Below are 25,181 nucleotides of genomic sequence, written 5' to 3'. Positions count from 1 at the left end.
CTAGCCGACGTGAACGGGGAATGAAGCCATGCAGCACGAAGACGACTTCACCGGCGCCAAGCTCGCGCTGTTCCACGCCGGCCAACTGGTGGTCTACAAGCGCGACGACAAGCCCGGCATCCCCTACCCCGGCTGCTGGGATTTCCCCGGCGGCGGCCGGGAGGGCCGCGAAACCCCGGCGCAATGCGCGCTGCGCGAGCTGGAGGAAGAGTTCGCCCTGCGCCTGGACGAGCCACGCATCGAATGGCAGCGCCGCTACCCCGCCACCCATGGCCCGGCGCCCTGGGCGTGGTTCCTGGTGGCGCGGCTGGAGCAGGCCGAGTTCGAGGCCATCCGTTTCGGCGACGAAGGCCAGTACTGGCGCCTGATGCGCGTGAGCGAATACCTCGCCCACGAGCAGGCGGTGGATTACCTGCAGGAACGCCTGCGGCATTTCCTCGCAGGGCGGCTGGACATCGCCTGATACCGCGCCAGCGGCCGCTGATCCGTATTTGCGCGGCCTATCTGAATCTGTTTCCTGCCCGCGCATTTTCCTAGATTGCCCGCTCACCGGAGCGCGCCGGACGTGAAGTCCCTGGCGCGCCCGGACGTTCTGTCACAAGCGGGAATCCAGCATGAACACGAAAAGCACGGAGCAGGCGTACAACTACAAGGTGGTTCGCCAGTTCGCCATCATGACGGTGGTCTGGGGCGTCGTCGGCATGGCCATGGGGGTGCTGATCGCCTCCCAGCTGGTCTGGCCGCAACTGAACCTGGACCTGCCATGGACCAGTTTCGGGCGCCTGCGCCCGCTGCACACCAGCCTGGTGATCTTTGCCTTCGGCGGCTGCGCACTGTTCGCCACCAGCTACTACACGGTGCAGCGCACCTGCCAGACGCGGCTGTTCTCCGACAGCCTGGCGGCCTTCACCTTCTGGGGCTGGCAGGCGCTGATCGTGGTGATGCTGATCAGCCTGCCGCTGGGCTACACCACCACCAAGGAATACGCCGAGATCGAATTCACCGGCGCGGTGTGGATGGCCATCGTCTGGGTCGCCTATGCCGTGGTGTTCTTCGGCACGCTGATGAAGCGCAATACCTCGCACATCTATGTGGGCAACTGGTTCTTCGCCGCCTTCATCCTGGTCACCGCGATGCTGCACATCGTCAACCACCTGGCCATTCCGGTGGACTGGTTCAAGTCCTACCCGGTGTACGCCGGCGCCACCGACGCCATGGTGCAGTGGTGGTATGGCCATAACGCGGTGGGCTTCTTCCTCACCACCGGCTTCCTCGGGATGATGTATTACTTCGTGCCCAAGCAGGCCGGGCGCCCGGTGTACTCCTACCGACTGTCCATCGTGCACTTCTGGGCGCTGATCACCCTGTACATCTGGGCCGGCCCGCACCACCTGCATTACACCGCGCTGCCCGACTGGGCGCAGAGCCTGGGCATGGTGATGTCGCTGATCCTCCTGGCACCCAGCTGGGGCGGGATGATCAACGGCATGATGACGCTCTCCGGCGCCTGGCATAAGTTGCGCACCGATCCGATCCTGCGCTTCCTGGTGGTCTCCCTGGCGTTCTACGGCATGTCCACCTTCGAAGGTCCGATGATGGCGATCAAGACCGTCAACGCCCTCTCCCACTACACCGACTGGACCATCGGCCACGTGCATGCCGGCGCCCTGGGCTGGGTAGCGATGATCTCCATCGGCTCGCTCTACCACCTGATCCCCAAGGTCTTCGGTCGCGAGCAGATGCACAGCATCGGGCTGATCAACGCGCACTTCTGGCTGGCCACCATCGGCACCGTGCTGTACATCGCCTCGATGTGGGTCAACGGCATCACCCAGGGCCTGATGTGGCGGGCGGTCAATGCCGACGGCACGCTGACCTACTCCTTCGTCGAAGCGCTGGCCGCCAGCCACCCCGGCTTCGTGGTGCGCATGAGCGGCGGCCTGATGTTCCTCGGCGGCATGCTGCTGATGGCCTGGAACACCTGGATGACCGTGCGACAGGCGCGCCCGGAGGCCATGCGCGTTGCCGAGCGGATGGCCTGAGATGACGCCCTGGATGGAACTGGGTGGCCTGCTGGCGCTGTACCTCGGCGTCGGCTGGAGCCTGCGCGCGCACCGCGGGCGCGGTATCGAGGAGGCCAGCATGCTGCCCTTCGCCGACGACGAGGAGGTCGCCCGGCGCATGGAGAAGGCCACGGGCCGCAGCCGCACCGGCTGCGCCTGCCCCGGCCGCTGCCGGGGCGACTGCCGGCACTGGCGCGACTGGCAGCCCTAGCGCGGCCCCTGGCGGAGACACCTGCGACAGAGCGCCGCATCACCTCCATCAATTTTCATTAGCAAGCACATCAATTTCCCGGCGGGAGCCGCGAGGAGGAATATCACTCCCGTGCCCCGCCACCTGATGGACGCCTGACGCATCGTCCCCTGTCCTGTCTGGACCCCAGGACAGACATCATCGATGCCAGTGCTCCCCGGTGGGGCTTTCAAACCCATTCAAGGGCCGCAGGCCCTTCACCGAGGAAATACAGAATGAAGCTTGCCTCTGTCGTGTCGGCTGTCATCTCCAGCCTCGCCCCGATGGCTTTTGCCCAGGACGCAATCAAGAACCCCGGCGCCGATCTGCCGGTCACCGAATACCACTACGGCATGTCCCTGGACGTCGACAAGGTCCTGCACCGCACCGACAACTCCGGCAAGGTCGGCATCGTGCCGGCATACATGGTCTACCAGGATCACCAGGGCGAGACCCACAAGGTCCGCTTCCTCGAATGGGGCGGCAGCACCAGCCAGGGCTGAGCCTCACCGCGCATCGTCCTCCGGCCGTCTTGGCCAAACCCCGCGAGCCTGTGGTGGCGGTCGGGGGGCGATCCTGATATCCCCGTCTGAAAAATCTTCCCCCTGTAGGAGCGAGCTTGCTCGCGAACATGCCTGGCTCTGCTGCTGCCGGGAAATCCGCTCGCGAGCAAGCTCGCTCCTACGAAGAGCCACCCGCACGGGACTGCACCCACAATGAAAAAACGCGCCACCTGGCGCGTTCTTTCATGCAGCGAAAACTCAGATTTCCACCTGCGTCCCCAGCTCGATTACCCGGTTCAGCGGCAGATTGAAGTACCGCAGGTTGCCGTTGGCGTTCTTCAGCAGGAAGGCGAACAGCGCCTCGCGCCAGCGCGCCATGCCGATCAGCTTGGACGGGATGACCGTCTCGCGGCTGAGGAAGTAAGTGGTGCGCATCGGGCTGAAGTCCAGCTCGTTGAGGTGGCACAGCTTGAGCGCCTGCGGGATGTCCGGGTCCTCCATGAAGCCGAAGTGCAGCACCACGCGGAAGAAGCCCTCGCCGTAGGCATCCACCTCGAAGCGGCGGTCCGGCGGCACGCGCGGGCTGTCTTCGTTGACCACGGTGAGCAGCACGACCTGCTCATGCAGCACCTGGTTGTGCAGCAGGTTGTGCAACAGCGCATGGGGCACGGCGTCGGTGCGCGCGGTGAGGAACACGGCGGTGCCCTGCACGCGATGCGGCGGCTGCGAACGGATGCTGGAGATGAACAGCGGCAGCGGCAGCGAGCCCTCGTCGAGGCGGTCCACCAGCAGTTGGCGGCCGCGCTTCCAGGTCGTCATCAGGATGAACAGGCCGATACCGGCGACCACCGGGAAGGCACCACCCTGGACCACCTTGGGCAGGTTGGCGGCGAAGAACAGCGTGTCGACGAACAGCATCATCAGGAAGAACGGGATCGCCAGCCACAGCGGCCACTTCCACAGCAGCCAGATCACCACGCCCATCAGCAGGGTGGTCATCAGCATGGTGCCGGTCACCGCCACGCCGTAGGCCGACGCCAGGGCAGCGGAGGACTCGAAGCCCAGTACCAGCAGCACCACGCCCACCATCAGCGCCCAGTTCACCATGCCGATGTAGATCTGCCCCTGCTCGTGGCTGGAGGTATGCTGGATCACCATGCGCGGCACGAAGCCGAGCTGGATGGCCTGGCGGGTCAGCGAGAACGCGCCGGAAATCACCGCCTGGGAGGCAATCACCGTGGCCGCGGTGGACAGCGCCACCATCGGCACCAGCGCCCAGCCCGGCGCGGTCAGGTAGAACGGGTTACGCGCGGCCTCCGGGTTGACCAGGATGGTCGCGCCCTGGCCGAAGTAGTTCAGCACCAGCGCCGGCAGGACGAGGGCGAACCAGGCGCGGGCGATGGGCTTGCGGCCGAAGTGGCCCATGTCGGCGTACAGCGCTTCGGCGCCGGTCAGCGCCAGCACGGTGGCGCCGAGGATGGCCACGCCGATGCCCGGGTGCGAAATGAAGAAATTCACCGCCCAAGCCGGGTTCATCGCCTTCAGCACTTCCGGCTCACGCGACACGCCGTAGGCGCCGAGCGCCGCCAGCGCCACGAACCACGCCACCATCACCGGCCCGAAGAGAATGCCGATGCGCGCCGTGCCGTGCTTCTGGATGAGGAACAGGCCGACCAGCACGATCAGCGAAAGCGGCACCACCCAGTGCTCCAGGCCGTCGAAGGCGATCTCCAGGCCCTCGATGGCCGAGAGCACCGAGATCGCCGGGGTGATCATGCTGTCGCCATAGAACAGCGCCGCGCCGATCAGGCCGGCGACCACCACCATCGCCTGCAAGCGGTGCTTGCCGGTGGCGGCGCGGCGGGCCAGCGCGGACAGCGCCATCACCCCGCCCTCGCCCTGGTTGTCGGCGCGCAGCACGAAGATCACGTACTTGATCGACACGACCCAGATCAGCGACCAGAAGATCAGCGACAGCACCCCCAGCACGCCATCGTGGTTGGCCTGGACGCCATAACCGCCGATGAAGACTTCCTTGAGGGTATACAGCGGGCTGGTGCCGATATCGCCGTAGCAGACGCCCACGGCGCCGACCATCAGGCCGATCGCGGAGCTGGAATGGGGCTGCTCATGCTCAACGGTGCCGGCGCTTGCATCGGACATGTAACAAGATTCCTCAAAAAAATTCGGCGCATCCTGCTCCGACCCTTTCGTCGATGCAAGAGCCGAGTACGAAGGTTCTGAATGACTATAGAGCCTGTTGCCCACAATTACCGGGCAAACCGGGCTGTCAGGCGGCGTGCGACAGCTTGTCCCAGAGAGGCTGGTCAAGTGCGCGGGACGCCGCTAGAATTGCGCACTTTTTGATCAGAGGCGCCGCCAGCGCGCCCTTCGAGGTTAGCCGCACATGTCCACCGCCACACCCAAAGTAGGATTCGTATCGCTCGGATGTCCGAAAGCGACTGTCGACTCCGAACGAATCCTCACCCAGCTGCGCATGGAAGGGTACGAAATCGTCCCCACCTACCAGGACGCAGACGTGGTGGTGGTGAACACCTGCGGCTTCATCGACAGCGCCAAGGCCGAGTCCCTGGACGCCATCGGCGAAGCCATCGCCGAGAACGGCAAGGTGATCGTCACCGGCTGCATGGGCGTCGCCGAAGACAGCATCCGTGACGTGCACCCCAGCGTGCTGGCCGTGACCGGCCCGCAGCAGTACGAGCAGGTGGTCAACGCCGTCCACGAGGTGATCCCGCCCAAGGCCGAGCACAACCCCCTGATCGACCTGGTGCCGCCGCAGGGCATCAAGCTGACCCCGCGCCACTACGCCTACCTGAAGATTTCCGAAGGCTGCAACCATAGCTGCAGCTTCTGCATCATCCCGTCCATGCGCGGCAAGCTGGTCAGCCGCCCGGTGGGCGACGTGCTCAGCGAAGCCCAGCGCCTGGTCAAGGCCGGCGTCAAGGAGCTGCTGGTCATCTCCCAGGACACCAGCGCCTACGGCGTGGACCTGAAGTACAAGATGGACTTCTGGGACGGCCAGCCGGTGAAGACCCGCATGCTGGAGCTGTGCCAGGCGCTCTCCTCCATGGGCGTGTGGGTGCGCCTGCACTACGTGTACCCGTACCCCAACGTCGACGACGTGATCCCGCTGATGGCCGAGGGCAAGCTGCTGCCCTACCTGGACATCCCCTTCCAGCACGCCAGCCCGAAAGTGCTCAAGTCCATGAAGCGCCCCGCGTTCGAGGACAAGACCCTGGCGCGCATCAAGAAGTGGCGCGAGATCTGCCCCGAGCTGACCATCCGTTCCACCTTCATCGTCGGCTTCCCCGGCGAGACCGAGGAAGACTTCCAGTACCTGCTGGACTGGCTGACCGAAGCCCAGCTCGACCGCGTCGGCTGCTTCCAGTACTCCCCGGTGGAAGGCGCGCCGGCCAACGATCTGGGCCTGGACGTGGTGCCCGATGACGTCAAGCAGGACCGTTGGGAGCGCTTCATGGCGCACCAGCAGGCGATCTCCGCCGCGCGCCTGCAACTGAAGATCGGCAAGGAAATCGATGTGCTGATCGACGAAGTGGACGATGAAGGCGCGGTCGGCCGCTCCTTCGCCGACGCCCCGGAAATCGACGGCGCGGTGTACATCGACACCTTCGATGTGAAGCCGGGCGACAAGGTGCGCGTGCGCATCACCGACGCCGACGAGTACGACCTCTGGGCCGAACTGGTCTGATCCGCAAAGCCCCGCCGATGCGGGGCTTTTCATTTCTGCTATCGGGATGCACATGACCAACAACGACGTACTGCGCAGCCTGCGCTACCTGCTGGACATCCGCGATGCGCAGGTGGCCGAGATCGCCGCGCTGGCCGGCTTCAACCTCAGCACCGAGGACGTCGGCGCCTTCCTCGCCCGCGACGACGAGCCGGACTTCAAGCCATGCAGCGACCGCGTGCTGGCACATTTCCTCGACGGCCTGATCGTGCATCGCCGTGGCCGCGACGAATCGCGCCCGCTGCCGCCGGTGGAGCTGCCGCTGACCAACAACATCACCCTGAAGAAGCTGCGCGTGGCCTTCGAGCTGCGCGACGACGACATCCTGGCGATCCTCGACAGCGTCGGCTTCATCGTCACCAAGGGCGAGCTGGGCGCGCTGTTCCGCAAGCCCGGTCACAGCAACTACCGCCCCTGCGGCGACCAGTTGCTGCGCAATTTCCTCAAGGGCCTGACCCAGCGCCAGCAGCGCTGAGGCTGCCGTGCTCTACCGCCTCGCCGCCGACGCCGTGGTGCTGCTGCACCTGGGGTTCATCCTCTTCGTGCTGCTCGGCGGCCTGCTGGCGCTGCGCTGGCCGCGCCTGGCCTGGCTGCACGTGCCAGCGGCGGCCTGGGGCATGGCGGTGGAATTCCTCCACCTCTACTGCCCGCTCACCCCACTGGAAAACCACTTCCGCGCCCTGGCCGGCGGCCAGGGCTATCCGGGCGGGTTCATCGAGCACTACCTGATCCCGCTGATCTATCCCGCCGGCCTGACCGAGGCGACCCAGGTCGTCCTTGGCGCGGTGGTGGTCGCAGTCACCGTGCCGCCGTACCTGCTCCTGCTGCGCCGGGCGCTGCGCTCGCGCTGACAGTGAGCGGCAGATAGGCCAGGCTGGCCTCCTTGTTCTTCGCATGGCCCAGGCGCTGGCCATTGTTGAGCGTCGATTCGATCAGCCGGTGATCGGCCAGCAGCCAGTTCAGCGGCTTCGTCCCTTCGTGGGTCACCTGGGAAATGATCAGCGTGCGCGCCGGGTTCCACTCCTCGCCAGTGCGCTGACGCAGCCAGGCGAACAACGCGGCGCTGTCGCCCTGTGGGTAACCGGAGTGGACATAGAAGAACGGGTGCGCCTGGGGCTGGCCACGCTGCTCCAGGTACATCGGCAGCCGCGCATCGTCATCGCCGAGGACCAGCACTCGCCATTGCGACCAGGGCGCGGTCTGTTCCGCCGCGGCGCGCACGTCCCTGGCAAAGACTGGAATCCCGCCGCCGCCGTTGCTCCACGGGTACGCCACGCCCAGCACCAGCAGCATCGCCACCGCACCCGCTCCTACCAGGCGCGGCCAGACGCGTCCCAACCCCGCCAGGCCGCGCTCCCGCCGCGACTCCACCACCCACCAGGCCCCCAGCAACTGGGCGAAGGGCACCAGCGGCAACACGTAGTAGCTGCGCCGGCTGCCGCTGGCGGTGAAGAACACGAACAGCAACAGCAGCGCCCAGACCAACCAGCGCGCGTTGGGCGCCAGGTGCTGCCAGCGGCGCGCGGCGAACCACAGACCAAGCATCCACAACGGCGCCCAGGGCAGCGTGTACGCGGGCAGGTACAGCAGGTAGGTGTAGATCGGCCCCTCGTGGTCGAAGGGCTGGAAGAAGCGCACCACGTTCTCGCGGAACACCAGCGCCAGCCCACTCTCGCCATAGCTGGGCTGGCCATACAGGTGCGACAACACGAAGGGAATCGCGTACACGGCGCCAGCCACCACCAGCCCTGCCACCAGGCGCAGGTTCAGGTGCCGGCGCCAGCGCCCCTCGCTGAACAGGTGTGGCAGCAACACCAGCCCGGGCAGGATGAAGCCGATCAGCCCCTTGCACAGCGAGGTCAGCGAGAGGATCAGGAAAAAGCCCAGGTAGCCGGAGAAGCGCGTGTCTTCCGGGTCACGCCAGTACCAGGCCAGCGCCGCCAGCACGCCGAACACCGTGAGCATGTCCGCCGTCGCCACCCGCGCCCAGAACAGGAAGTAGAAGGTGGTCGCCAGCAGCCAGCCGGCCAGCAGCCCGGTACCCTTGCGCAGCAGGCGCTCGCCCAGCCACCAGGTCAGCCAGACGCTGCCCAGCCCCGCCAGCACACTGCTGGCACGCAGCGTCCAGTGATTGAGACCGAACAGGCTGGCCGGCGCGGTGATCAGCCAATAGGACAGCAAGGGCTTGTCGTAATACGGCGCGCCGCGCAGGTACGGGTCGAAGTAATCGCCCGACTGCAGCATCTGCAGGGCGATATCCGCCCAGCGCACCTCCGGCCCCCACACCTCACGCGCCCACAAACCGGCGACCAGCATGACCAGCGTGGCGCCCAGCAACAGCGCCAGCGACTTGCGCTCCTTACTCCAACCTTGCATCACCCGGCCCCCGGCCTCTCGAACGTGCGCGGGACACTAGGGCAGCGAAGGTTATGCGCCGGTTAAGAAAATGCAGCCACGGCGTAATGCGCCGGCATTTGCCGTTTGGATAGTGCTCGGAGCGCCCCGGCGATCCCGCTAGGGTGAGGCCACCCCCCACTCAGGAGAGCCCCATGCACCCGTACTTCTCCCTCGCCGGACGCACCGCGCTGGTCACCGGCGGCACCCGTGGCATCGGCCGGATGATCGCCCAGGGCCTGCTCGAAGCCGGCGCCGACGTGATCATCTGCGCCCGTGACGGCGCCGCCTGCGCCGGCACCGCCGCCGAGCTGTCGCAATACGGCCACTGCATCGGCCTGCCAGCGAACCTCGCCACCGAGGAAGGCGCCCGCGCCCTGGCCGCCGAGCTGAACGAGCGCCTGGACCACCTCGACATCCTGGTGAACAACGCCGGCACCACCTGGGGCGCGCCGCTGGACAGCTATCCGGCCTCGGGCTGGGAGAAGGTCATGCAGCTCAATGTCACCGCCGTGTTCAGTTGCATCCAGCAACTGCTGCCGCTGCTGAAGAAAGCCGGGAGCGCGCAGAACCCGGCGCGGGTGATCAATATCGGCTCGGTGGCCGGGGTCACTTCCCACGGCGAGAACGCCTACGCCTACGGCCCGAGCAAGGCCGCGCTGCACCAGCTGTCGCGTATGCTCGCCCGTGAACTGGTGAGCGACCATATCAACGTCAACGTCATCGCCCCCGGCCGCTTCCCCAGCAAGATGACCCGCCACATCGCCAACGACGAGCAGGCCATGGCCGAGGACACCGCCGTGATCCCCATGCGCCGCTGGGGGCGCGAGGAAGAGATGTCCGCCCTGGCGATCAGCCTGGCGAGCACCGCCGGCGCCTACATGACCGGCAACATCATTCCCATCGACGGCGGCTTCCACCTCGGCTGACCTTGGCAAAACCTGCTGCGCGTCGGCATAGCGGCGTTGAAAGCAGGCGCTGAATGCTCATTTACGACATGTAAACTGCGCTTCATCGCCTGCTTTCGCCTTGCTCTGCTCTAGCTCGCAAGGTTTTGAGCAACTTCTGAAAAGCTTCGAATCGGGTACCATGGCGGCCCCTGCAACAGCCCGTGCCGCCATGTCCTACAGCATCTCGCCGATCGGCCACGTCCGCTCCTGCTTCAAGGAGAAGTTCGCCATCCCGCGCCAGCCGCAACTGGCCCCGGCCGCGACCGGCGTGCTGGAATTGCTGCCGCCGTTCGACAGCGGCGATGCGGTGGCGGGCCTGGAGCAGGTCAGCCATGTCTGGCTGATCTTCCTCTTCCACCAGGCGCTGGAAGACAAGCCGAGGCTGAAGGTGCGCCCGCCGCGCCTGGGCGGCAACCAGTCCATGGGCGTGTTCGCCACCCGCGCCACCCACCGGCCCAATGGTCTTGGCCAATCGGTGGTGAAGCTGGAGAAGGTCGAACCCGGCCGCCTGTGGCTGTCCGGCATCGACCTGCTGGACGGCACGCCGGTGATCGACATCAAACCCTACGTGCCCTACGCCGACATCGTTGCCGACGCCCGCAACGCCATCGCCGACGCGCCCCCCGCGCCCATCGCCGTGCACTGGAGCGACGAGACCCTGCGCCAGGCCCATGAGCATGGCCTGCGCCTCGGCCAGCCGGTGCGCGAGCTGATCGAGCAATGCCTCGCCCAGGACCCGCGCCCGGCCTACCAGAAGCCGCCGCCCGAACGCCGCTACGGCGTGCGCCTGTGGGACCTGGACGTGCACTGGCACTACCCCGACGACGGCGAGATCCGAGTCCTGGACCTGCAACGCGCCGCCGACTGAACACCGCGTCAATCCACCGGATTGAGGGCGATCACATCGCTCTCGAAGCACGTCTGCTCGACGATCAGCGGCTCCACCAGCGGCCGGCTATCGCGGAAATGCGCGGTTTGCGTATGCGCCTCGTAGGCCGCGTCATCGCGATAGATCTCGTAGAGGTAGATCACGTCCGGATCGAGGCGATCCTGGGATACATCGAAGACCAGGCAGCCGGGCTCGCTGGAAACCGAAGCGGCGGCGTTGGCCTTGATGGCGTGGAGAAAGTCGTCGGCGCTGCCGGGCTTTACGCGGGTCCTGATGAACAGACTGTACACAGGGCGTTCCTTTTGTTTTAAATTTGAAAACAAATTGTATACAAAAAAGGAACCGCGTCCATGTCCGATCTCCCTGCCCGCCCCGGCCGCCTCAACGGCTTGCGCCACCTCGCCCTGCTGGTGCCGAACCTCGAGGAATGCGAGCGCTTCTACGTCGACGTGCTCGGCATGCAGGTGCTCAACCGAGCCAACGAGGACCTGGTCTACCTCACCTGCAGCAACGACAACCTCTCCCTGGGCCGCGGCGCCGGTGCGGCCAACGGCCTGCAGACCATGGACCACTACGGCTTCATCGTCGACAGCGTGGAGGAACTGGAAGCCTGGTATCAGTACTTCAAGGCGCGCGGCGTGACCCTGCTGGATCGCCCCTTCGACCATGGCGACGGCGCGCGCAGCTTCCACCTGCTCGACCCGGCGGGGAACAAGGTGCAGCCGCTGTATCACCCGGCAGTGTCCGGCCAACGCCTGGCGTGACGCCCCTGTAGGAGCGAGCTTGCTCGCGAACGGCAACGCTCCGTGCCTGGCAGGTTCGCGAGCAAGCTCGCTCCTACGAAAAGCAGGTCGTATCGGTTGGCGCTCATGGGTTCAACTCGCACCGAACCGTCCCCTCTCCCTCAGCAGCGGGCGCGCAGCCAGGGTTAGGGTGAGGGGCTCGTGCTTCATAAAATCCGCGTATAAAAAAACGCCGCGCTCCCGAGGAATCGCGGCGTTCTTTCGACTGAAGCGTCGTGCGCTTCTTACTTCTCGGCTTACTTTTCTACGAAAGCGCGCTCGATCAGGTAATCGCCCGGCTCGCCCATGCGCGGCGAGATGGTCAGGCCGAAGCCGTTCAGCACTTCGCTGGTCTCGTCGAGCATGCTCGGGCTGCCGCAGATCATCGCGCGGTCGTCCTGCGGATTCATCGGCGGCAGGCCGATGTCGGCGAACAGCTTGCCGCTGCGCATCAGGTCGGTCTGGCGGCCCATGTTGCGGAACTCTTCACGGGTGACCAGCGGGTAGTAGATCAGCTTCTCTTTCACCATGTCGCCGAAGTACTCATGCTCCGGCAGAACCTTGGTGATGAAGTCCGCGTAGGCCAGCTCGCTGACCCAGCGCACGCCGTGGACCAGGATGACCTTGTCGAACTTCTCGTAGACTTCCGGATCCTGGATGACCGACAGGAACGGCGCCATGCCGGTGCCGGTGCTCAGCAGGTACAGGTGCTTGCCGGGCTTGAGGTCATCCAGCACCAGGGTGCCGGTGGGCTTGCGGCTGACCATCAGCTCGTCGCCTTCCTTCAGGTGCTGCAGACGCGAGGTCAGCGGACCATCCGGGACCTTGATGCTGAAGAACTCCAGGTGCTCTTCGTAGTTCGGGCTGGCGATGCTGTAAGCGCGCATCAGCGGACGACCGTTGACTTCCAGGCCGATCATCACGAACTGACCGGTCTTGAAGCGCAGACCCGGGTTGCGGGTGGTCTTGAAGCTGAACAGGGTGTCGTTCCAGTGGTGCACGCTGAGAACGCGCTCGGTGTACAGGTTGCTCATCAAGGACTCCTAGGAGAAACGTGGCGCACCCCAGCAGATCCCGGACGTAGCGCAATTGCGCGACATTTTATAGGCGGCGACAATATCCGCAAAATAAATTATCTGGATATTGCTAATCCAAAACGCAGATAAGGCCGTCACGTCGCCGCCAAAGGATACCGTCAGGTGCTTCCTACACCGGGGTGACGAAATGTCGCGCAACGTCTGCTGGAGCCCCCGATGAAGTTCACCCTGCGCCAGCTCGAAGTCTTCGTTGCCGTCGCCCAGCAGGAAAGCGTCTCCCGCGCCGCCGAGGCGCTGTCCATGTCGCAGTCGGCCACCAGCACCGCGCTGGGCGAGCTGGAGCGGCAGTTCGATTGCAAGCTGTTCGACCGTTCCGGCAAGCGCCTGACCCTCAACGCCCTCGGTCGCCAACTGCTGCCCCAGGCGGTGGCCCTGCTCGACCGTGGCAGCGAAATCGAGAACATGCTCAACGGCAAGAGCGCCTTCGGCTCGCTGGACCTGGGCGCCACCCTGACCATCGGCAACTACCTGGCCACGCTGCTGATCGGCACCTTCATGCAGCGCCAGCCCGACTGCCGGGTGCGCCTGCACGTGCACAACACCGCCCATGTGGTGCAACGCGTGGCGCATTACGAACTGGACCTGGGCCTGATCGAAGGCGATTGCCAGCACCCGGACATCGAGGTGCAGCCGTGGATGGAGGACGAGCTGGTAGTGTTTTGCGCGCCGCAGCACCCACTGGCCAGCGAGGGGCGCGCGAGCCTGGAACAGCTGACGGAAGAAGCGTGGATCCTGCGCGAACAGGGCTCGGGCACCCGGCTGACCTTCGACCAGGCCATGCGCCACCACGTGGAGCCGCTGAATGTGCGGCTGGAGCTGGAGCACACCGAGGCGATCAAGCGCGCCGTGGAGTCGGGGCTGGGGATCGGCTGCATCTCGCGCCTGGCGCTACGCGATGCGTTCCGCCGCGGCAGCCTGGTGCCGGTGGAAACTCCGGAGCTGGACCTGCGCCGGCAGTTCTATTTCATCTGGCACCGGCAGAAGTACCAGACCGCGACCATGCGCGAGTTCCTCGAACTGTGCCGCAGCGAAACCGCCGGGGTGACGCGCAGTGACGATATCGTCCTGCCGATGATTCCCTGATGGGCGCTCGCCCTGCGCTCTGCGCTTTTCGTAGGAGCGGACTTCGTCCGCGATCCGCCCGGCGACGAGGATCATCGCGGACGAAGTCCGCTCCTACAGGAGTTTCATGCCACCTGTAGGAGCGAGCTTGCTCGCGAACGGAATAAGCACCGAGCCTTGCAGGTTCGCGAGCAAGCTCGCTCCTACGAGGACTAACCCAGCAGAATGCCTGCCCAGGTCACGGTGATGATGGTCAGCGCCACGAACTGGGCGGCGCTGCCCATGTCCTTGGCGTTCTTCGACAGCGGGTGGCGCTCCAGGGAGACCCGGTCCACCACCGCCTCGATGGCGGAGTTGAGCAGCTCGACGATCAGCGCCAGCAGGCACACGGCGATCATCAGCGCGCGCTCGCCACGGGTCACGTCGCAGAAGAACGACAGCGGGATGAGGATGACGTTGATCAGCACCAGCTGGCGGAAGGCGGCCTCACCCTTGAAGGCGGCGGCGAAGCCGGCCAGGGAATAGCCGGCGGCATTGAAGATGCGTTTCAGGCCGGTCTGGCCCTTGAAGGGGGAAGCGGACACGTGCGGTTCTCACAGGCAAAGGTCGCGGCACTCTATACCAGCGATCGTCAAAAAGGGGTCAAGGCCATTACAGAATGTGACGGCCCCAGCGCCGAAACGTGAAAGCCTCAGGCCCCCGGCACCGACTCCATCTGCGCCAGCAACAACGCCGCCTGGGTGCGGGTGCGCACGTTCAGCTTGCGGAAGATCGCCGTGACATGCGCCTTCACCGTGGCTTCGGAGACGCTCAGCTCGAAGGCGATCTGCTTGTTCAACAGGCCCTCGCAGACCATGGTCAGCACGCGGAACTGCTGCGGCGTCAGGCTGGCCAGGCCGGCGCTGGCCGCGCGGACTTCCTCGCTCATCTCGGTCACGGCATCCACCTGCGGCGGCCACCACACATCACCGTCGAGCACCGCGCGCACGGCCTGCTGCAGGGTGCCCAGGTCGCTGGACTTGGGAATGAAACCGCTGGCGCCGAACTCGCGGGAGCGCTGTACCACGGCGGCCTCTTCCTGGGCCGAGACCATCACCACCGGAATCTGCGGGTACTGCCCGCGCAGCAGCACCAGGCCGGAGAAGCCGTAGGCGCCGGGCATGTTCAGGTCCAGCAGCACCAGGTCCCAGTCGGCCTTCTCGTTCAGCCGCACCTCCAGCTCCGCGATACTCGCCGCCTCGGACAGTCGCGCCTCGGGGCCCAGGCCGATGCTCAGGGCCTGGTGCAGAGCACTGCGGAACAGCGGGTGATCGTCAGCGATCAGGATCTCGTAGGAAGCCATGAATTTTCCTTGAAGGCCGCGCCAATGTCCCGCCGTGGATAACAGCCGGGCTTGCGCAGGAAAGGTCGGAGCACGGATAGAGCACTGCTTGCCGCATTGTACGCAAAGACCAGCGCCGGTGTCCGCCGCGAATGCGTCCTCCCCAGTACAGGCAGCATGGCCTGGAAGCCCCTGCCACTGTGCCCGCCAGGAACCCGCGCCCCTTTCCAAAGGCCGGGCGTTACGGCAGAGTTCCGCTTTTTTTCCTGCCTGTTACGAGAACACGATGAAAAGCCAAGCGCTGCGCGCCGATATCCTAATGTTGTTCACCGCCATGATCTGGGGGGTGTCCTTCGTCGCGCAGCGCCTCGGGATGGATGCCATCGGTCCCTTCCTCTATACCGGCCTGCGCTTCACCCTCGGCGCCGTGGCGCTGCTGCCACTGCTGGCCTGGTCGAGCAAGCGTGGCGCCCAGCCGTTCAACCGCGGCCTGCTGTTCGCCGGCCTGGCCATCGGTACCGCGCTGACCGTGGGGATCAACCTGCAGCAGGTCGGCCTGATGTTCACCAGCGTGACCAACTCCGGCTTCATCACCGGCCTGTACGTGATCATCGTGCCGCTGCTCGGCCTGCTGATCGGCCATCGCGCCGGCATGGGCACCTGGCTGGGCGCGGCGCTGGCCGTCATCGGCATGGCGATGCTGAGCATCGGCCCGGACTTCCACGTCGCCTCCGGTGACTGGCTGCAGCTGACCGGCGCCTTCGTCTGGGGCGGCCACGTGTTGCTGGTGGGCCTGTTCGCCAGCCGCTACGACCCGATCCGCCTGGCCTTCCTGCAGTTCGCCACCTGCGCGGTGGTGAGCATGATCCTGGCGCTGGTGTTCGAGGAGATCCACCTGGACGCCATCATCCAGGCCGGCCCAGCCCTGATCTACGGAGGCCTGTTCGGCGTCGCCACCGGTTTCACCCTGCAGGTCATCGCGCAGAAGCACGCCATCGCTTCCCACGCGGCGATCATCCTCTCGCTGGAGGCCGTGTTCGCCGCCATCGCGGGCGCGCTGTTCCTCGACGAAACCCTGCACCTGCGTGGCTACGCCGGCTGCGCACTGATGCTCGCCGGCATGCTGGTGGCGCAGCTGTGGCCGAAGAGGGTTGAAGCGACCTGATCGCCTTCGGGTTCGGAGCGATGCGCTTCGCGAGCAAGCTCGCTCCTACGAAAAGCCTTCCCGGCTAGCGACGACATTCCGCCCAACGCCACTCCTGTAGGAGCGAGCTTGCTCGCGAACCGAACGTGCCCGCGGCTGCCGTGGCCACCCGGGTAGGATGGCGTGGCGCGCAGCGATACCCATCACCCCATAGCAGCGGGAGTATCCCCTGAGCTCCCCCCCCTGCGATTGAGCTCAGTGCCAATCTGTAGGAGCGCGCCATGCGCGCGATCGCGGGCATGGCACGCTCCTGCACTAGGCGCAGGAACAATCCGATCAACGCTGGGTAAAGGGCCTCAACGCCAGATGCGCCGGGCTCTGCTCATCCAGCGGCTGCTGGCGCTTGGAGCCCAGGTAGCGCTCGCTGAACACGTCCAGGTAGGCGTCCAGTGCATCGCCGGCGCGGCGGTCGCCAGCCAGGCCCAGGCACAACGCGGCCACCTCGGCGGTGCACAGGTGCTCGTCGAACTTGGAGCGGCGCAGGCGGTAGCGCGACAGCGCGTCGGGGGTGATGCTCAGCACCGGGAAGCGGTCCAGGTACGGGCTCTTGCGGAACATCTTGCGTGCTTCGTTCCAGGTGGCGTCGAGCAGGATGAACAGCGGGCGCTTGCCGTCCTGCGGCTCCACCGTGGTGACCACGCGCTCGGGCGGGACGAACTCGCCGGGGAACACCATGTACGGCTGCCACTGCGGATCATCGAGCAGCGCCAGCAGCGCCGGGTCCACCTCGATGCGCGACCAGCCGAACGCCCAGGTCTCGGGCACCGTCTCGGCGATCAGCCAGCCGGTGTTGCTCGGCTTGAGCGGCTCGGTATCGAACATCACCAGGCACATCGCCGAATGGCACTCCACCTGCGGGCGCAGGCTGCACATGCAGTAGTTCGGCCGCAGGCGGCAGCCAGGGCAGCGCGGCGAGCGCGACCCACGGGCGAGGAACGGCTTGAGGCAGCGGGCCAGGCGCTCATCGCGCAGGCGGGCGACGGCGTGGCTCATGGGGTGGCCACCAGGGTGCGGAAGATCGGACGATACATCGAAGGCTCGAACGGGACGACGGTTGCGGACCGCGATTGTACCAGAGCCGCCGCCCGCCTCCCTGTGGGCGGCCCGGCGGTTTCTTGCGCCCAGGACCTTGAGGCTGTGGTTCAGGGCCGGACGGGGATCTCCTGTCGGTACGCTCCCTGGTAGTTGCACCGTTGGCGTGGGCGGCGGGCTCACCGGCCGCGACTGTCTACCCATCCTTTGACGCGGTTGGCCGCCCGGCGACGGGAGCGGCGGCCTGAGGTAACAGTTTCTCGGCAGGCGGGCCGTTTTAAGGGACAATAGGCGGCTTGTGACCGGCGAACCCGGAAGGTTTGCCATGGTCGAATCGGCACCATTGTCAGGAGATGCCCATGCTGCGCCTCACCGCCCTCGCCCTCTGCCTCGTCATTCCCGTCGCGCACGCCGCGTCGAAGAAGGACTTCGAACTGACCCAGACCCTGGAAAAGGTCGCCAAGGAAAGCAGCGAAGGCACCCCGCGCGCCATCAACGAGGACATCCTCGACCAGGGCTACACGGTCGAAGGCCCGCAACTGATCAACCACCTGAGCGTGCGCGCCAGCCATGCCCAGCGCATGCGCGAAAACCCCGACAGCGTGCGCAGCCAGCTGGGCGACAGTGTCTGCGGCAACACGGCCTACCGCCAGCTGCTGGCCAAGGGCGCAATCCTCACGTACAGCTTCACCGAGTACAAGACCAACGCCCCGGTCGCCACCGAGCGCTTCGACGCCGGCAGCTGCAAGATCAAGCTGCAGAAGTAAGCCGCCGCGATGCTCGACAAGGAACAGTTGCTGAAGATCGCGCGCACGCCGATGCCCTTCGGCAAGTACCAGGGCCGCATGCTGGTGGACCTGCCGGACGAGTATCTGCTGTGGTTCTACAAGAAGGGGCAGTTCCCGCCCGGTGAACTGGGCCGGCTGATGCAACTGACCCTGGAACTGAAGATCGACGGCCTCGACGGCCTGATCAAACCACTCAAGCGCTGACGCCGGCGCCAGCACCTTGCGGTGGTGGCGCCGGGGCCGGTCAACGCAGCACGGTCGGGCTGTCCTTGCCGGCCACCGCGGCCGCCTCGTCCGGCGCGAGCAGGGCACTGCGCGGCACGTCCAGCAAGCGTGCGCACGCCGCCAGCACATGCCCCCAGCTGCAACGGTTGGCGAACAGCATGCCCGCCTCGTCCAGCGTGCCACCCTGGTTGCGATACCCCAGCACCGCCGTCTTCAGCGCATCCGGCAGGATCGGCCAGAGGTGCCCGCGGGCGACTTCCGGGCGCATGTGGGTGAGCAGCACGCGGCGCTGGTAATGGTCGGGGAACAGGCGCATGGCCACGGACTCGTCGGCCAGCGATTGCAGTTCCCAGCTGTCGCGCGGGGCACGGAAGCGCCCCGGCTCCTGCAGATACACCAGCCGGTAGGGATAGCCGGCCTCTTCCAGCCGCAGGGCGGCGCGGCGCATCTCTGCCAGTTGGTAACTACCGTTGGCGATCAGCAGCAGCGGCTCGGCGCCCGGGTGCTCGTCCATCAGAATCGCGCCATCGCGCGCCAGTTGCTCGGCCTGGGCCTGGGTGAACACCGATGGCCGCTCGCGCTTGGGCGCCACGATGCAGGCCAGTTGCCCGCGGCTGCGGTAGATGTCCGGCAGCAGCGCCAGCAGGCTGTTGTGGTCGGCCGGGAAGACCACCCGCACCATGTCGCTCATCTCGCCCAGCAGCGCCTCGCAGAAAGTGGTGTCCTGGTGGGATTGCTGGTTCTTGCCGTTCTCCCAGGTATGCGAGGTCGCCACCAGCGGCCAGCCAAGCCAGCCCGCCGGTCGCCCGGCCTCCTTCTGCTGGCGGGCGAAGATCAGCGTCTGGCGCACTGCGCCGAGCATCTTCACGCAGAAGGCTTCATAGCTGGCCACCAGATTCAGCCCGCCCTGGTTGGCCAGGCAGGCGGAAACCACGGCCTCTTCGTTGAGCGCCGTAATGACCCGGCCGTCCACCGCCTCCAACTCGCTTTCCGGTTCGCTCACCCGGTGCCGCAGCGCCTTGAGCACGCCACCCAGGCGGTTGCTGGCCAACTCGTCCGGGTTGCCCACGCGGGCGCGCAGGTCAGGGTTGGCAGCGCACAGGTCGACGAAGAAACGGTCCAGCGCCGCCATGGGCGAGCACTGATCGTTGCGGTACTGCAGCGGCGGGATTGACGGCTCGATGGGCCGGCGCACCGCCAGCGGGTTGTCACGCTCCAGCACCCGCCCGCCGTGGGAGTCGCTGAACAGCCGGCAGGCCGCGGCCAACTCGTCGGGTTCGACCCAGAGGGGCGCCGCGTGCTGGTTGAACAGCTCCCGCGCCGCGGCGTCCTCGCTGGGGTTGCCGGGCAGCGGCAGGTTGTGCGCGGCGTTGCTGCCGGCGCCATAGAAGCCATAGCCCTTGGTCGTTTCGGCAATGCCATAGGGTATCGGCAGCGGATAGCGCAGGATGCCGCGTTCCTTCTCATCGACGCGGTGTTGCAGGCGTTGCTCCATTTCCCACAGGGCGCAGACGAAGGCCGCCGGGTCGCGGCCGTCGAAGCTGATCGGGTCGAAGCCGCAGCGCCGCAGGTGCAGCTTGAAGCCTTCCAGCCCTTCGTGGGTGCCCAGGTCGGTACGCTGCTCGATGCGCCGGCCATTGGCGATCATCACCGGCAGGGCCGTGCCGCAGTCCTCGGCGCGCCACCAGCGGGGAATCCAGTCGCTGCCGCGCTGCTCCTCGGCGGCGCCGTCGGAAAGAAACGCCACCAGCGTCTCGCCCGGCAGCGGCATGTGCGCGTACATCAGCTCGGCGAACCCGAGGTAACCGCCCTCGGCGATCCCACCGGCGGTGTGCGGGTTGACGTGGCTGCCCAGCGGCGCGGCGACCTTGCCCTCCGGTGTCTGCGCGTAGCTGTAGAAGTCCTGCACCAGCCGATCCAGTCCGGCCACGCCGTCGCCGTAGGCGGCTGCCTGCTCCGGGTGGAGATTTCCGGTCAGCACGTTGAGCGCATCGATGGCCGCCACGCAGTGTCCCTGCCCCATCAGCCAACCGCGGGTCTTGCCACTCAACGCATTCAGGGCGAGGTAGCCGGCGTAGGCCGGCACCATGTTCAACGCGCCGCCGGTATGGCCCTCGGGCTGAGCCTTGAAGTCCCCGGCCTGCAAGGGTGCGCCATCCAGGCGTACACGCTTGGCATAGGTCATGTGCGCCACCAGCCAGAGGCCGGCGCAGGTGAGGCGATCCAGCGCGCCGAACAGCCTGTAGGCGGCAGCCAGATCAGGTTGCAGACCCGACTGGACCAATTGATGAGCGACACGAAAGACCGCCGCCTGGGTCTGCACGCTATGCTGAAGCGGACCACGGCCTTGCAGCCAGCGGGCATATTCCGGCTCGGCTGCCGCATGGGCGGCAAGCTCCTCAGGGCTTGGCAGGATCTGTGACATGACGGCTCTCCCTTGGCTATGCAGGAAGTCTAGGTCGCTACAGATCGGACTGGCGCTGACATGTATCAACGACCATCCCGACCATTCGGGCAAGGCTGAACGAGAATTCCCACAAGGAGACGACATGGCGCTTCTCACCTTTATCGGCGCGATCCAGGAAGTCACCGGTTCCTGCTACCTTCTGGAAACCCGTGACGGCGTCCGCGTGCTGCTCGAATGCGGGATGCGCCAGGGGCGCAGCCATCACCTGGGCACCCGGGAGAACGAGGCGAGCAATCGCACACCCTTCCCCTTCGACCCGAAGGAACTCGACGCCGTCGTCCTGTCCCACGCCCACCTGGACCACAGCGGCCTGCTGCCGCGCCTGGCGAAGGAAGGCTACAAGGGCCCGATCTACGCCACCGAATCCTGCTGCGATCTGCTGGAGTTGATGCTGATGGACTCGGCGCACATCCAGGAGAAGGACGCCGAGTGGGAGAACAAGTGGCGCACGCGACTGAACAAGCCGTCGGTCAAACCGCTGTACACCGTGGAAGACGCCTCCCGCGCCCTGAACCAGCGCCGTCGTGTCAGCTACGGCAGCACCGTGGACGTGGCGCGCGGCATCCGCGTGACCTTCCACAACGCCGGGCACATCCTCGGCTCGGCCATCGTCGAACTGGAGATCCATGAATTCGGCTCGACCCGGCGCCTGGTGTTCTCCGGCGACCTGGGCAGCACCTGCTCGCCGCTGATGCGCACGCCCACGCCACTGACCCGCGCCGACGTGGTGCTGCTCGAATCCACCTACGGTGACCGCGACCACCGAGACGCCAACGACACCCTGCTGGAACTGGCCGGCATCCTCCAGCGCGCCCAGAACGAAGGCGGCAACGTGCTGATCCCTTCCTTCGCCGTGGGCCGCACGCAGGACCTGATCTACTACCTCGGGCGCTTCTACCAGGAAGGCCGCCTGCCGCAACAGGTGGTGTACCTCGACAGCCCCATGGCCGCGCAGGCCAACAACATCTACCTGCAACACATCGGCGAGATCGCCGACGTCGACCGCGAATACATGCGCGGCACCGGCACCGCCAAGGTCGGCGAATGGCTACCGGTCCTGCGCACCACCCAGAGCGCCGAGGAATCCATGGCGCTGAACCGCATCAAGAGCGGCGCCATCATCATCGCCGGCAGCGGCATGTGCACCGGCGGGCGCATCGTGCACCACCTCAAGCACAACCTCTGGCGCGAGGAATGCCACATCGTCTTCCCCGGCTTCCAGGCCCAGGGCACGCTGGGCCGCGCCATCGTCGACGGCGCCGAGACGGTGCGCATCCTGCGTCAGCGCATCAGCGTCAAGGCGCAGATCCACACCCTCGGCGGATTCTCCGCGCACGCGGGACAATCACAATTAATTCAGTGGGTTGAGCACTTCGAGAACAAACCCGAGCTATACCTGATACATGGCGAGCGGGAAAAGATGGATGTACTCAAGGGCGCACTCCAGGATCGCCTGAGCTGGACGGCCAACATTCCGGAGCCCGGAGACCGGATCGCCATCTGAATATCGAGGCCGCACCGACTGTCACACCCCGCGTGCCAGACTGCGCAGGCCTCCTGCTGACCCCTGTGCGTGCGGCGAAGCGCCACTGCATCCCCGCCAGAGCCACCCTGCGTGGCCGGCGCCGCCCATGGACAGGCGATCAGGGGTTGATGAACAAGGAGTATCAACATGCCCTATGAGCCCGACGACTACCTCTCCAGACACTTCCAGACCAGCGGCACCGACCTGGCGCAGAAGATCGAGGAACTGGCCGAACTGGCCGCGCCTGGCAACAGCCAGAACCTGCCGCTGTACCGCGAAATGCTCACCACCGTGGCGCGCATGGCCCAGGCAGACCGCAACCGCTGGGACGCCAAGATCATGCTGCAGACCCTGCGCGAGATGGAGCACGCCTTCAGCACCCTGGAGCAGTTCAAGCGTCGCCGCAAAGTCACCGTATTCGGTTCGGCCCGCACGCCGGCCGACCACCCTGTGTATGCCCTGGCCCGGGAACTGGGCGAAACCCTGGCCTGTTACGACCTGATGGTCATCACCGGCGCCGGCGGCGGCATCATGGCCGCTGCCCATGAAGGCGCCGGGCTGGAAAACAGCCTCGGCTTCAACATCACCCTGCCCTTCGAGCAACACGCCAACCGCACCGTGGACGGCACCAGCAACCTGCTGTCGTTCCACTTCTTCTTCCTGCGCAAGCTGTTCTTCGTCAAGGAAGCCGACGCTCTGGTGCTATGCCCTGGCGGCTTCGGCACGCTGGACGAGGCGCTGGAAGTGCTCACCCTGATCCAGACCGGCAAGAGCCCGCTGGTGCCCGTGGTACTGCTCGACCAGCCGGGCGGGCATTACTGGGATCACGCCCTGGAATTCATCAAGGAGCAGTTGCAGGACAACGGCTACATCCTGCCCAGCGACATGAACCTGATGAAGCTGGTGCACACCGCCGACGAAGCCGCGGAGGAAATTGCCCAGTTCTACAGCAACTTCCATTCCAGCCGCTGGCTCAAGGATCGCTTCGTGATCCGCCTCAACCACCCCCTGAGCGTGCGGGCGCTGCAATTGCTGGAGCAGGAATTCGGCAGCCTGTGCGTGAGCGATGGCTTCCACCAGCAGCCCTATAGCGAATCGGAGCTGGATGAGCCGGAGTTCTCCCATCTCACCCGCCTGGCCTTCGCCTTCAACGGCCGCGACCAGGGGCGTTTGCGTGAGCTGTTGAACTTCATCAACCAGCCGGAGAACTGGGAGCGCTGATAGTCCCCGTCCCGAAAACAAAAAAGGCACCCAAAGGGTGCCTTCTTCATTCAATCATCCGATCGTCGGCCACTGAGCAACCGGCTGATCGCCTCCATCGAGTAACCCCGATAGCTCAGGAACCGGCCCTGCTGGGCTCGTTCGCGAGCGTCCTGCGGCAGCCGGGCAAACTTGCGGCGCCAGACTTCACGCAGGTTTTCGTTCCAGTCGACGTCCGACTCGCTCAGTGCACCGTCGATCTCGCCACGGGGCAAACCACGCTGCGACAGCTCCTCGCGAATCCGCACCGGACCGTAACCGGCTCGTGCGCGACTGGCGATATAGCTTTCCAGGTAACGGCTTTCATTGAGCAACCCCTCCTCGGCCAGGCGGTCGAGGGCGAGGTCGATCAGGTCCTGCGTCGCACCGCGTTGCCGCAGCTTGCGCGAGAGCTCCGCCCGGCCATGCTCGCGTCGTGCAAGCAGGTCCATGGCGACCCGTCGCACCGCGACGGGATTATCGAGCTCGACGGCCATCGCGATCAGTAGTCGGCTTCAGCTTCCGCTTCGGCTTCCGCCGCAGCGAGTTCGGCCTTGGTCGGCGCCGGCTGGTTGGTCAGCAGCTGCTCGCGGATGGCCTTGTCGAGGGTGTTGCAGATCTCGGTGTTGTCTTCCAGGAACTTGGCGGCGTTGGCCTTGCCCTGGCCGATCTTGCTGCCCTGGTAGCTGTACCAGGCGCCGGACTTCTCGATCAGGCCCAGTTGTACGCCCAGATCGATGATCTCGCCGGTGCGGTAGATGCCGCGGCCGTACATGATCTGGAACTCGGCCTGACGGAACGGCGGCGCGACCTTGTTCTTCACGACCTTGACGCGGGTTTCGCTGCCAACCACTTCGTCGCCTTCCTTCACCGCGCCGGTGCGACGGATGTCGAGACGGACGGAGGAGTAGAACTTCAGCGCGTTACCGCCGGTGGTGGTTTCCGGGTTGCCGAACATCACGCCGATCTTCATACGGATCTGGTTGATGAAGATGACCAGGCAGTTGGCGTTCTTGATGTTGCCGGTGATCTTGCGCAGCGCCTGGGACATCAGACGGGCCTGCAGGCCAACGTGCTGATCGCCCATCTCGCCTTCGATTTCGGCTTTCGGTACCAGGGCGGCCACGGAGTCGACGATGATCACGTCAACGGCGTTGGAGCGCACCAGCATGTCGGTGATTTCCAGGGCCTGTTCGCCGGTGTCCGGCTGGGAAACCAGCAGGTCATCGACGTTGACGCCCAGCTTGCCGGCGTAGTCCGGGTCCAGGGCGTGTTCGGCGTCGACGAAGGCGCAGGTGGCGCCGGCCTTCTGGGCCTGGGCGATGACCGACAGGGTCAGCGTGGTCTTACCCGAGGATTCCGGACCGTAGATCTCGACGATACGGCCCTTCGGCAGACCGCCGATGCCCAGCGCGATGTCCAGCCCCAGCGAGCCGGTGGAGATGGCGGGAATCGCCTGGCGCTCATGGTCGCCCATGCGCATGACCGCGCCTTTGCCGAATTGGCGTTCGATCTGTCCCAGGGCCGCGGCCAGGGCGCGCTTCTTGTTGTCGTCCATTGAAGTCCTCGCGAAGTCAGGCGGCCGGGCGGCCACGAACAACTGTATAAGTAGCCAGTATTATTCCACAGGGCAAGCCGCTCG

Annotated in this window: 26 protein-coding genes; 16 read left to right on the top strand and 10 right to left on the bottom strand. The window is 65.9% G+C overall.

All coding sequences use genetic code 11. The annotated features are described in order from the left end of the window. Window positions 1-28 precede the first annotated feature (28 nt). From ACNFIA_RS26660 to ACNFIA_RS26645, 4 genes are all read left to right on the top strand, one after another. Window positions 29-463, top strand: a complete 435-nt coding sequence (locus tag ACNFIA_RS26660; protein ID WP_416789987.1) for an NUDIX hydrolase — start codon at window positions 29-31, stop codon at window positions 461-463. 151 nt (window positions 464-614) lie between these two features. Then, complete coding sequence (gene ccoN, locus ACNFIA_RS26655; RefSeq protein WP_416789986.1) at window positions 615-2,042, top strand: cytochrome-c oxidase, cbb3-type subunit I; 1,428 nt, start codon at window positions 615-617, stop codon at window positions 2,040-2,042. A 1-nt stretch (window position 2,043) separates the two neighbouring features. Beyond that, window positions 2,044-2,274 carry a cbb3-type cytochrome c oxidase subunit 3 gene (locus ACNFIA_RS26650; RefSeq protein WP_416789984.1) on the top strand — a complete coding sequence of 77 codons (231 nt, stop codon included), beginning with the start codon at window positions 2,044-2,046 and terminating at the stop codon, window positions 2,272-2,274. Between the two features lie 254 nt (window positions 2,275-2,528). Then, a complete protein-coding gene (locus tag ACNFIA_RS26645; protein WP_259756523.1) occupies window positions 2,529-2,795 on the top strand; it encodes a DUF2790 domain-containing protein in 267 nt (88 codons plus the stop codon). Between the two features lie 258 nt (window positions 2,796-3,053). On the opposite strand, the gene ACNFIA_RS26640 is transcribed toward ACNFIA_RS26645, so the two are convergent. Continuing rightward, window positions 3,054-4,958: a potassium transporter Kup gene (locus ACNFIA_RS26640; protein ID WP_259756524.1), complete on the bottom strand. Its 1,905-nt coding sequence runs from the start codon at window positions 4,956-4,958 to the stop codon at window positions 3,054-3,056. 244 nt (window positions 4,959-5,202) lie between these two features. On the opposite strand from ACNFIA_RS26640, the gene rimO reads away from it, so the two are divergent. From rimO to ACNFIA_RS26625, 3 genes are read left to right on the top strand one after another with little or no spacing between them, the layout of a single operon-like run. Then, on the top strand, window positions 5,203-6,525 hold the full coding sequence (rimO, locus tag ACNFIA_RS26635; protein WP_259756525.1) for a 30S ribosomal protein S12 methylthiotransferase RimO: 1,323 nt from the start codon (window positions 5,203-5,205) through the stop codon (window positions 6,523-6,525). 52 nt (window positions 6,526-6,577) lie between these two features. Continuing rightward, window positions 6,578-7,039 carry a DUF1456 family protein gene (locus ACNFIA_RS26630; protein ID WP_416789983.1) on the top strand — a complete coding sequence of 154 codons (462 nt, stop codon included), beginning with the start codon at window positions 6,578-6,580 and terminating at the stop codon, window positions 7,037-7,039. Between the two features lie 7 nt (window positions 7,040-7,046). Continuing rightward, window positions 7,047-7,415, top strand: coding sequence for a DUF2784 domain-containing protein (locus ACNFIA_RS26625; protein WP_416789981.1), 369 nt, complete (start codon window positions 7,047-7,049; stop codon window positions 7,413-7,415). On the opposite strand, the gene ACNFIA_RS26620 is transcribed toward ACNFIA_RS26625, so the two are convergent. Continuing rightward, window positions 7,363-8,940 (bottom strand): ArnT family glycosyltransferase, encoded by a 1,578-nt coding sequence (locus tag ACNFIA_RS26620; RefSeq protein WP_416789979.1) that lies wholly within the window; start codon window positions 8,938-8,940, stop codon window positions 7,363-7,365. The genes ACNFIA_RS26625 and ACNFIA_RS26620 overlap by 53 nt on opposite strands. 173 nt (window positions 8,941-9,113) lie before the next feature. Here ACNFIA_RS26620 and ACNFIA_RS26615 point away from each other — a divergent pair, with 173 nt between their 5' ends. Next, window positions 9,114-9,887: an SDR family oxidoreductase gene (locus ACNFIA_RS26615; RefSeq protein WP_416789977.1), complete on the top strand. Its 774-nt coding sequence runs from the start codon at window positions 9,114-9,116 to the stop codon at window positions 9,885-9,887. Window positions 9,888-10,077: 190 nt separating this feature from the next. Continuing rightward, on the top strand, window positions 10,078-10,776 hold the full coding sequence (gene tsaA, locus ACNFIA_RS26610) for a tRNA (N6-threonylcarbamoyladenosine(37)-N6)-methyltransferase TrmO (protein ID WP_416789975.1): 699 nt from the start codon (window positions 10,078-10,080) through the stop codon (window positions 10,774-10,776). Between the two features lie 8 nt (window positions 10,777-10,784). Here the strand turns inward: tsaA and ACNFIA_RS26605 are convergent, their stop codons facing one another. Next, window positions 10,785-11,087 carry a putative quinol monooxygenase gene (locus ACNFIA_RS26605; protein ID WP_416789973.1) on the bottom strand — a complete coding sequence of 101 codons (303 nt, stop codon included), beginning with the start codon at window positions 11,085-11,087 and terminating at the stop codon, window positions 10,785-10,787. 60 nt (window positions 11,088-11,147) lie between these two features. On the opposite strand from ACNFIA_RS26605, the gene ACNFIA_RS26600 reads away from it, so the two are divergent. Then, window positions 11,148-11,561, top strand: a complete 414-nt coding sequence (locus ACNFIA_RS26600; protein ID WP_416789971.1) for a VOC family protein — start codon at window positions 11,148-11,150, stop codon at window positions 11,559-11,561. Window positions 11,562-11,836: 275 nt separating this feature from the next. Here ACNFIA_RS26600 and fpr read toward each other — a convergent pair whose 3' ends face one another. Next, on the bottom strand, window positions 11,837-12,613 hold the full coding sequence (gene fpr / locus ACNFIA_RS26595) for a ferredoxin-NADP reductase (protein ID WP_259756532.1): 777 nt from the start codon (window positions 12,611-12,613) through the stop codon (window positions 11,837-11,839). A gap of 219 nt (window positions 12,614-12,832) precedes the next feature. Here fpr and ACNFIA_RS26590 point away from each other — a divergent pair, with 219 nt between their 5' ends. Continuing rightward, window positions 12,833-13,759 carry a LysR family transcriptional regulator gene (locus ACNFIA_RS26590; protein ID WP_259756533.1) on the top strand — a complete coding sequence of 309 codons (927 nt, stop codon included), beginning with the start codon at window positions 12,833-12,835 and terminating at the stop codon, window positions 13,757-13,759. Between the two features lie 191 nt (window positions 13,760-13,950). Here the strand turns inward: ACNFIA_RS26590 and ACNFIA_RS26585 are convergent, their stop codons facing one another. Then, complete coding sequence (locus ACNFIA_RS26585; RefSeq protein ID WP_024765290.1) at window positions 13,951-14,322, bottom strand: diacylglycerol kinase; 372 nt, start codon at window positions 14,320-14,322, stop codon at window positions 13,951-13,953. Between the two features lie 107 nt (window positions 14,323-14,429). Continuing rightward, the gene (gene erdR, locus ACNFIA_RS26580) at window positions 14,430-15,080 is read right to left on the bottom strand and encodes a response regulator transcription factor ErdR (RefSeq protein ID WP_259756534.1); all 651 of its coding nucleotides are present in this window, start codon (window positions 15,078-15,080) and stop codon (window positions 14,430-14,432) included. A gap of 265 nt (window positions 15,081-15,345) precedes the next feature. On the opposite strand from erdR, the gene ACNFIA_RS26575 reads away from it, so the two are divergent. After that, window positions 15,346-16,224: a DMT family transporter gene (locus ACNFIA_RS26575; RefSeq protein WP_416789970.1), complete on the top strand. Its 879-nt coding sequence runs from the start codon at window positions 15,346-15,348 to the stop codon at window positions 16,222-16,224. A gap of 315 nt (window positions 16,225-16,539) precedes the next feature. Here the strand turns inward: ACNFIA_RS26575 and ACNFIA_RS26570 are convergent, their stop codons facing one another. After that, window positions 16,540-17,256: a tRNA-uridine aminocarboxypropyltransferase gene (locus tag ACNFIA_RS26570; RefSeq protein ID WP_416789968.1), complete on the bottom strand. Its 717-nt coding sequence runs from the start codon at window positions 17,254-17,256 to the stop codon at window positions 16,540-16,542. Window positions 17,257-17,654: 398 nt separating this feature from the next. Between ACNFIA_RS26570 and ACNFIA_RS26565 the strand changes: the two genes are divergently transcribed. After that, window positions 17,655-18,062 carry a quorum-sensing-regulated virulence factor family protein gene (locus tag ACNFIA_RS26565; protein ID WP_259756538.1) on the top strand — a complete coding sequence of 136 codons (408 nt, stop codon included), beginning with the start codon at window positions 17,655-17,657 and terminating at the stop codon, window positions 18,060-18,062. Between the two features lie 9 nt (window positions 18,063-18,071). Further along, entirely contained in the window at window positions 18,072-18,287 is a 216-nt protein-coding gene (locus tag ACNFIA_RS26560) for a DUF3820 family protein (RefSeq protein ID WP_017518005.1), read from the top strand. A 40-nt stretch (window positions 18,288-18,327) separates the two neighbouring features. Here the strand turns inward: ACNFIA_RS26560 and ACNFIA_RS26555 are convergent, their stop codons facing one another. Continuing rightward, complete coding sequence (locus ACNFIA_RS26555; protein ID WP_416789966.1) at window positions 18,328-20,733, bottom strand: xylulose 5-phosphate 3-epimerase; 2,406 nt, start codon at window positions 20,731-20,733, stop codon at window positions 18,328-18,330. Between the two features lie 124 nt (window positions 20,734-20,857). Between ACNFIA_RS26555 and ACNFIA_RS26550 the strand changes: the two genes are divergently transcribed. Together ACNFIA_RS26550 and ACNFIA_RS26545 are read left to right on the top strand one after the other, a co-directional pair. Continuing rightward, window positions 20,858-22,279 (top strand): MBL fold metallo-hydrolase RNA specificity domain-containing protein, encoded by a 1,422-nt coding sequence (locus tag ACNFIA_RS26550; RefSeq protein WP_416789964.1) that lies wholly within the window; start codon window positions 20,858-20,860, stop codon window positions 22,277-22,279. 168 nt (window positions 22,280-22,447) lie between these two features. Then, window positions 22,448-23,521, top strand: a complete 1,074-nt coding sequence (locus ACNFIA_RS26545) for an LOG family protein (protein WP_416789962.1) — start codon at window positions 22,448-22,450, stop codon at window positions 23,519-23,521. 50 nt (window positions 23,522-23,571) lie between these two features. Here ACNFIA_RS26545 and recX read toward each other — a convergent pair whose 3' ends face one another. Further along, window positions 23,572-24,036 carry a recombination regulator RecX gene (gene recX / locus ACNFIA_RS26540; protein ID WP_416789960.1) on the bottom strand — a complete coding sequence of 155 codons (465 nt, stop codon included), beginning with the start codon at window positions 24,034-24,036 and terminating at the stop codon, window positions 23,572-23,574. A 5-nt stretch (window positions 24,037-24,041) separates the two neighbouring features. After that, a complete protein-coding gene (gene recA, locus ACNFIA_RS26535; protein ID WP_017518010.1) occupies window positions 24,042-25,097 on the bottom strand; it encodes a recombinase RecA in 1,056 nt (351 codons plus the stop codon). Between the last annotated feature and the right edge of the window lie 84 nt (window positions 25,098-25,181).

Origin of the sequence: Pseudomonas sp. NY15437 (genome assembly GCF_048068435.1) — a bacterium.
Taxonomy (GTDB): Bacteria; Pseudomonadota; Gammaproteobacteria; order Pseudomonadales; family Pseudomonadaceae; genus Pseudomonas; species Pseudomonas nitroreducens_B.
Note: the sequence above shows the minus strand (reverse complement) of the source record. Positions and strands in the feature narration are given on the sequence as shown.

Bases quoted from the DNA above. Each gene is read 5' to 3' on its own strand.
- ACNFIA_RS26660 (WP_416789987.1), top strand. From the start codon at position 29: ATGCAGCACGAAGACGACTTCACCGGCGCCAAGCTCGCGCTGTTCCAC.
- ACNFIA_RS26590 (WP_259756533.1), top strand. From the start codon at position 12,833: ATGAAGTTCACCCTGCGCCAGCTCGAAGTCTTCGTTGCCGTCGCCCAG.
- ACNFIA_RS26555 (WP_416789966.1), bottom strand. From the start codon at position 20,733: ATGTCACAGATCCTGCCAAGCCCTGAGGAGCTTGCCGCCCATGCGGCA.
- ACNFIA_RS26565 (WP_259756538.1), top strand. From the start codon at position 17,655: ATGCTGCGCCTCACCGCCCTCGCCCTCTGCCTCGTCATTCCCGTCGCG.
- ACNFIA_RS26640 (WP_259756524.1), bottom strand. From the start codon at position 4,958: ATGTCCGATGCAAGCGCCGGCACCGTTGAGCATGAGCAGCCCCATTCC.
- ACNFIA_RS26630 (WP_416789983.1), top strand. From the start codon at position 6,578: ATGACCAACAACGACGTACTGCGCAGCCTGCGCTACCTGCTGGACATC.
- ccoN (WP_416789986.1), top strand. From the start codon at position 615: ATGAACACGAAAAGCACGGAGCAGGCGTACAACTACAAGGTGGTTCGC.
- ACNFIA_RS26570 (WP_416789968.1), bottom strand. From the start codon at position 17,256: ATGAGCCACGCCGTCGCCCGCCTGCGCGATGAGCGCCTGGCCCGCTGC.
- ACNFIA_RS26560 (WP_017518005.1), top strand. From the start codon at position 18,072: ATGCTCGACAAGGAACAGTTGCTGAAGATCGCGCGCACGCCGATGCCC.
- ACNFIA_RS26650 (WP_416789984.1), top strand. From the start codon at position 2,044: ATGACGCCCTGGATGGAACTGGGTGGCCTGCTGGCGCTGTACCTCGGC.
- recX (WP_416789960.1), bottom strand. From the start codon at position 24,036: ATGGCCGTCGAGCTCGATAATCCCGTCGCGGTGCGACGGGTCGCCATG.
- erdR (WP_259756534.1), bottom strand. From the start codon at position 15,080: ATGGCTTCCTACGAGATCCTGATCGCTGACGATCACCCGCTGTTCCGC.
- ACNFIA_RS26645 (WP_259756523.1), top strand. From the start codon at position 2,529: ATGAAGCTTGCCTCTGTCGTGTCGGCTGTCATCTCCAGCCTCGCCCCG.
- rimO (WP_259756525.1), top strand. From the start codon at position 5,203: ATGTCCACCGCCACACCCAAAGTAGGATTCGTATCGCTCGGATGTCCG.
- ACNFIA_RS26615 (WP_416789977.1), top strand. From the start codon at position 9,114: ATGCACCCGTACTTCTCCCTCGCCGGACGCACCGCGCTGGTCACCGGC.
- ACNFIA_RS26545 (WP_416789962.1), top strand. From the start codon at position 22,448: ATGCCCTATGAGCCCGACGACTACCTCTCCAGACACTTCCAGACCAGC.
- ACNFIA_RS26600 (WP_416789971.1), top strand. From the start codon at position 11,148: ATGTCCGATCTCCCTGCCCGCCCCGGCCGCCTCAACGGCTTGCGCCAC.
- ACNFIA_RS26550 (WP_416789964.1), top strand. From the start codon at position 20,858: ATGGCGCTTCTCACCTTTATCGGCGCGATCCAGGAAGTCACCGGTTCC.
- ACNFIA_RS26620 (WP_416789979.1), bottom strand. From the start codon at position 8,940: ATGCAAGGTTGGAGTAAGGAGCGCAAGTCGCTGGCGCTGTTGCTGGGC.
- recA (WP_017518010.1), bottom strand. From the start codon at position 25,097: ATGGACGACAACAAGAAGCGCGCCCTGGCCGCGGCCCTGGGACAGATC.
- ACNFIA_RS26575 (WP_416789970.1), top strand. From the start codon at position 15,346: ATGAAAAGCCAAGCGCTGCGCGCCGATATCCTAATGTTGTTCACCGCC.
- fpr (WP_259756532.1), bottom strand. From the start codon at position 12,613: ATGAGCAACCTGTACACCGAGCGCGTTCTCAGCGTGCACCACTGGAAC.
- tsaA (WP_416789975.1), top strand. From the start codon at position 10,078: ATGTCCTACAGCATCTCGCCGATCGGCCACGTCCGCTCCTGCTTCAAG.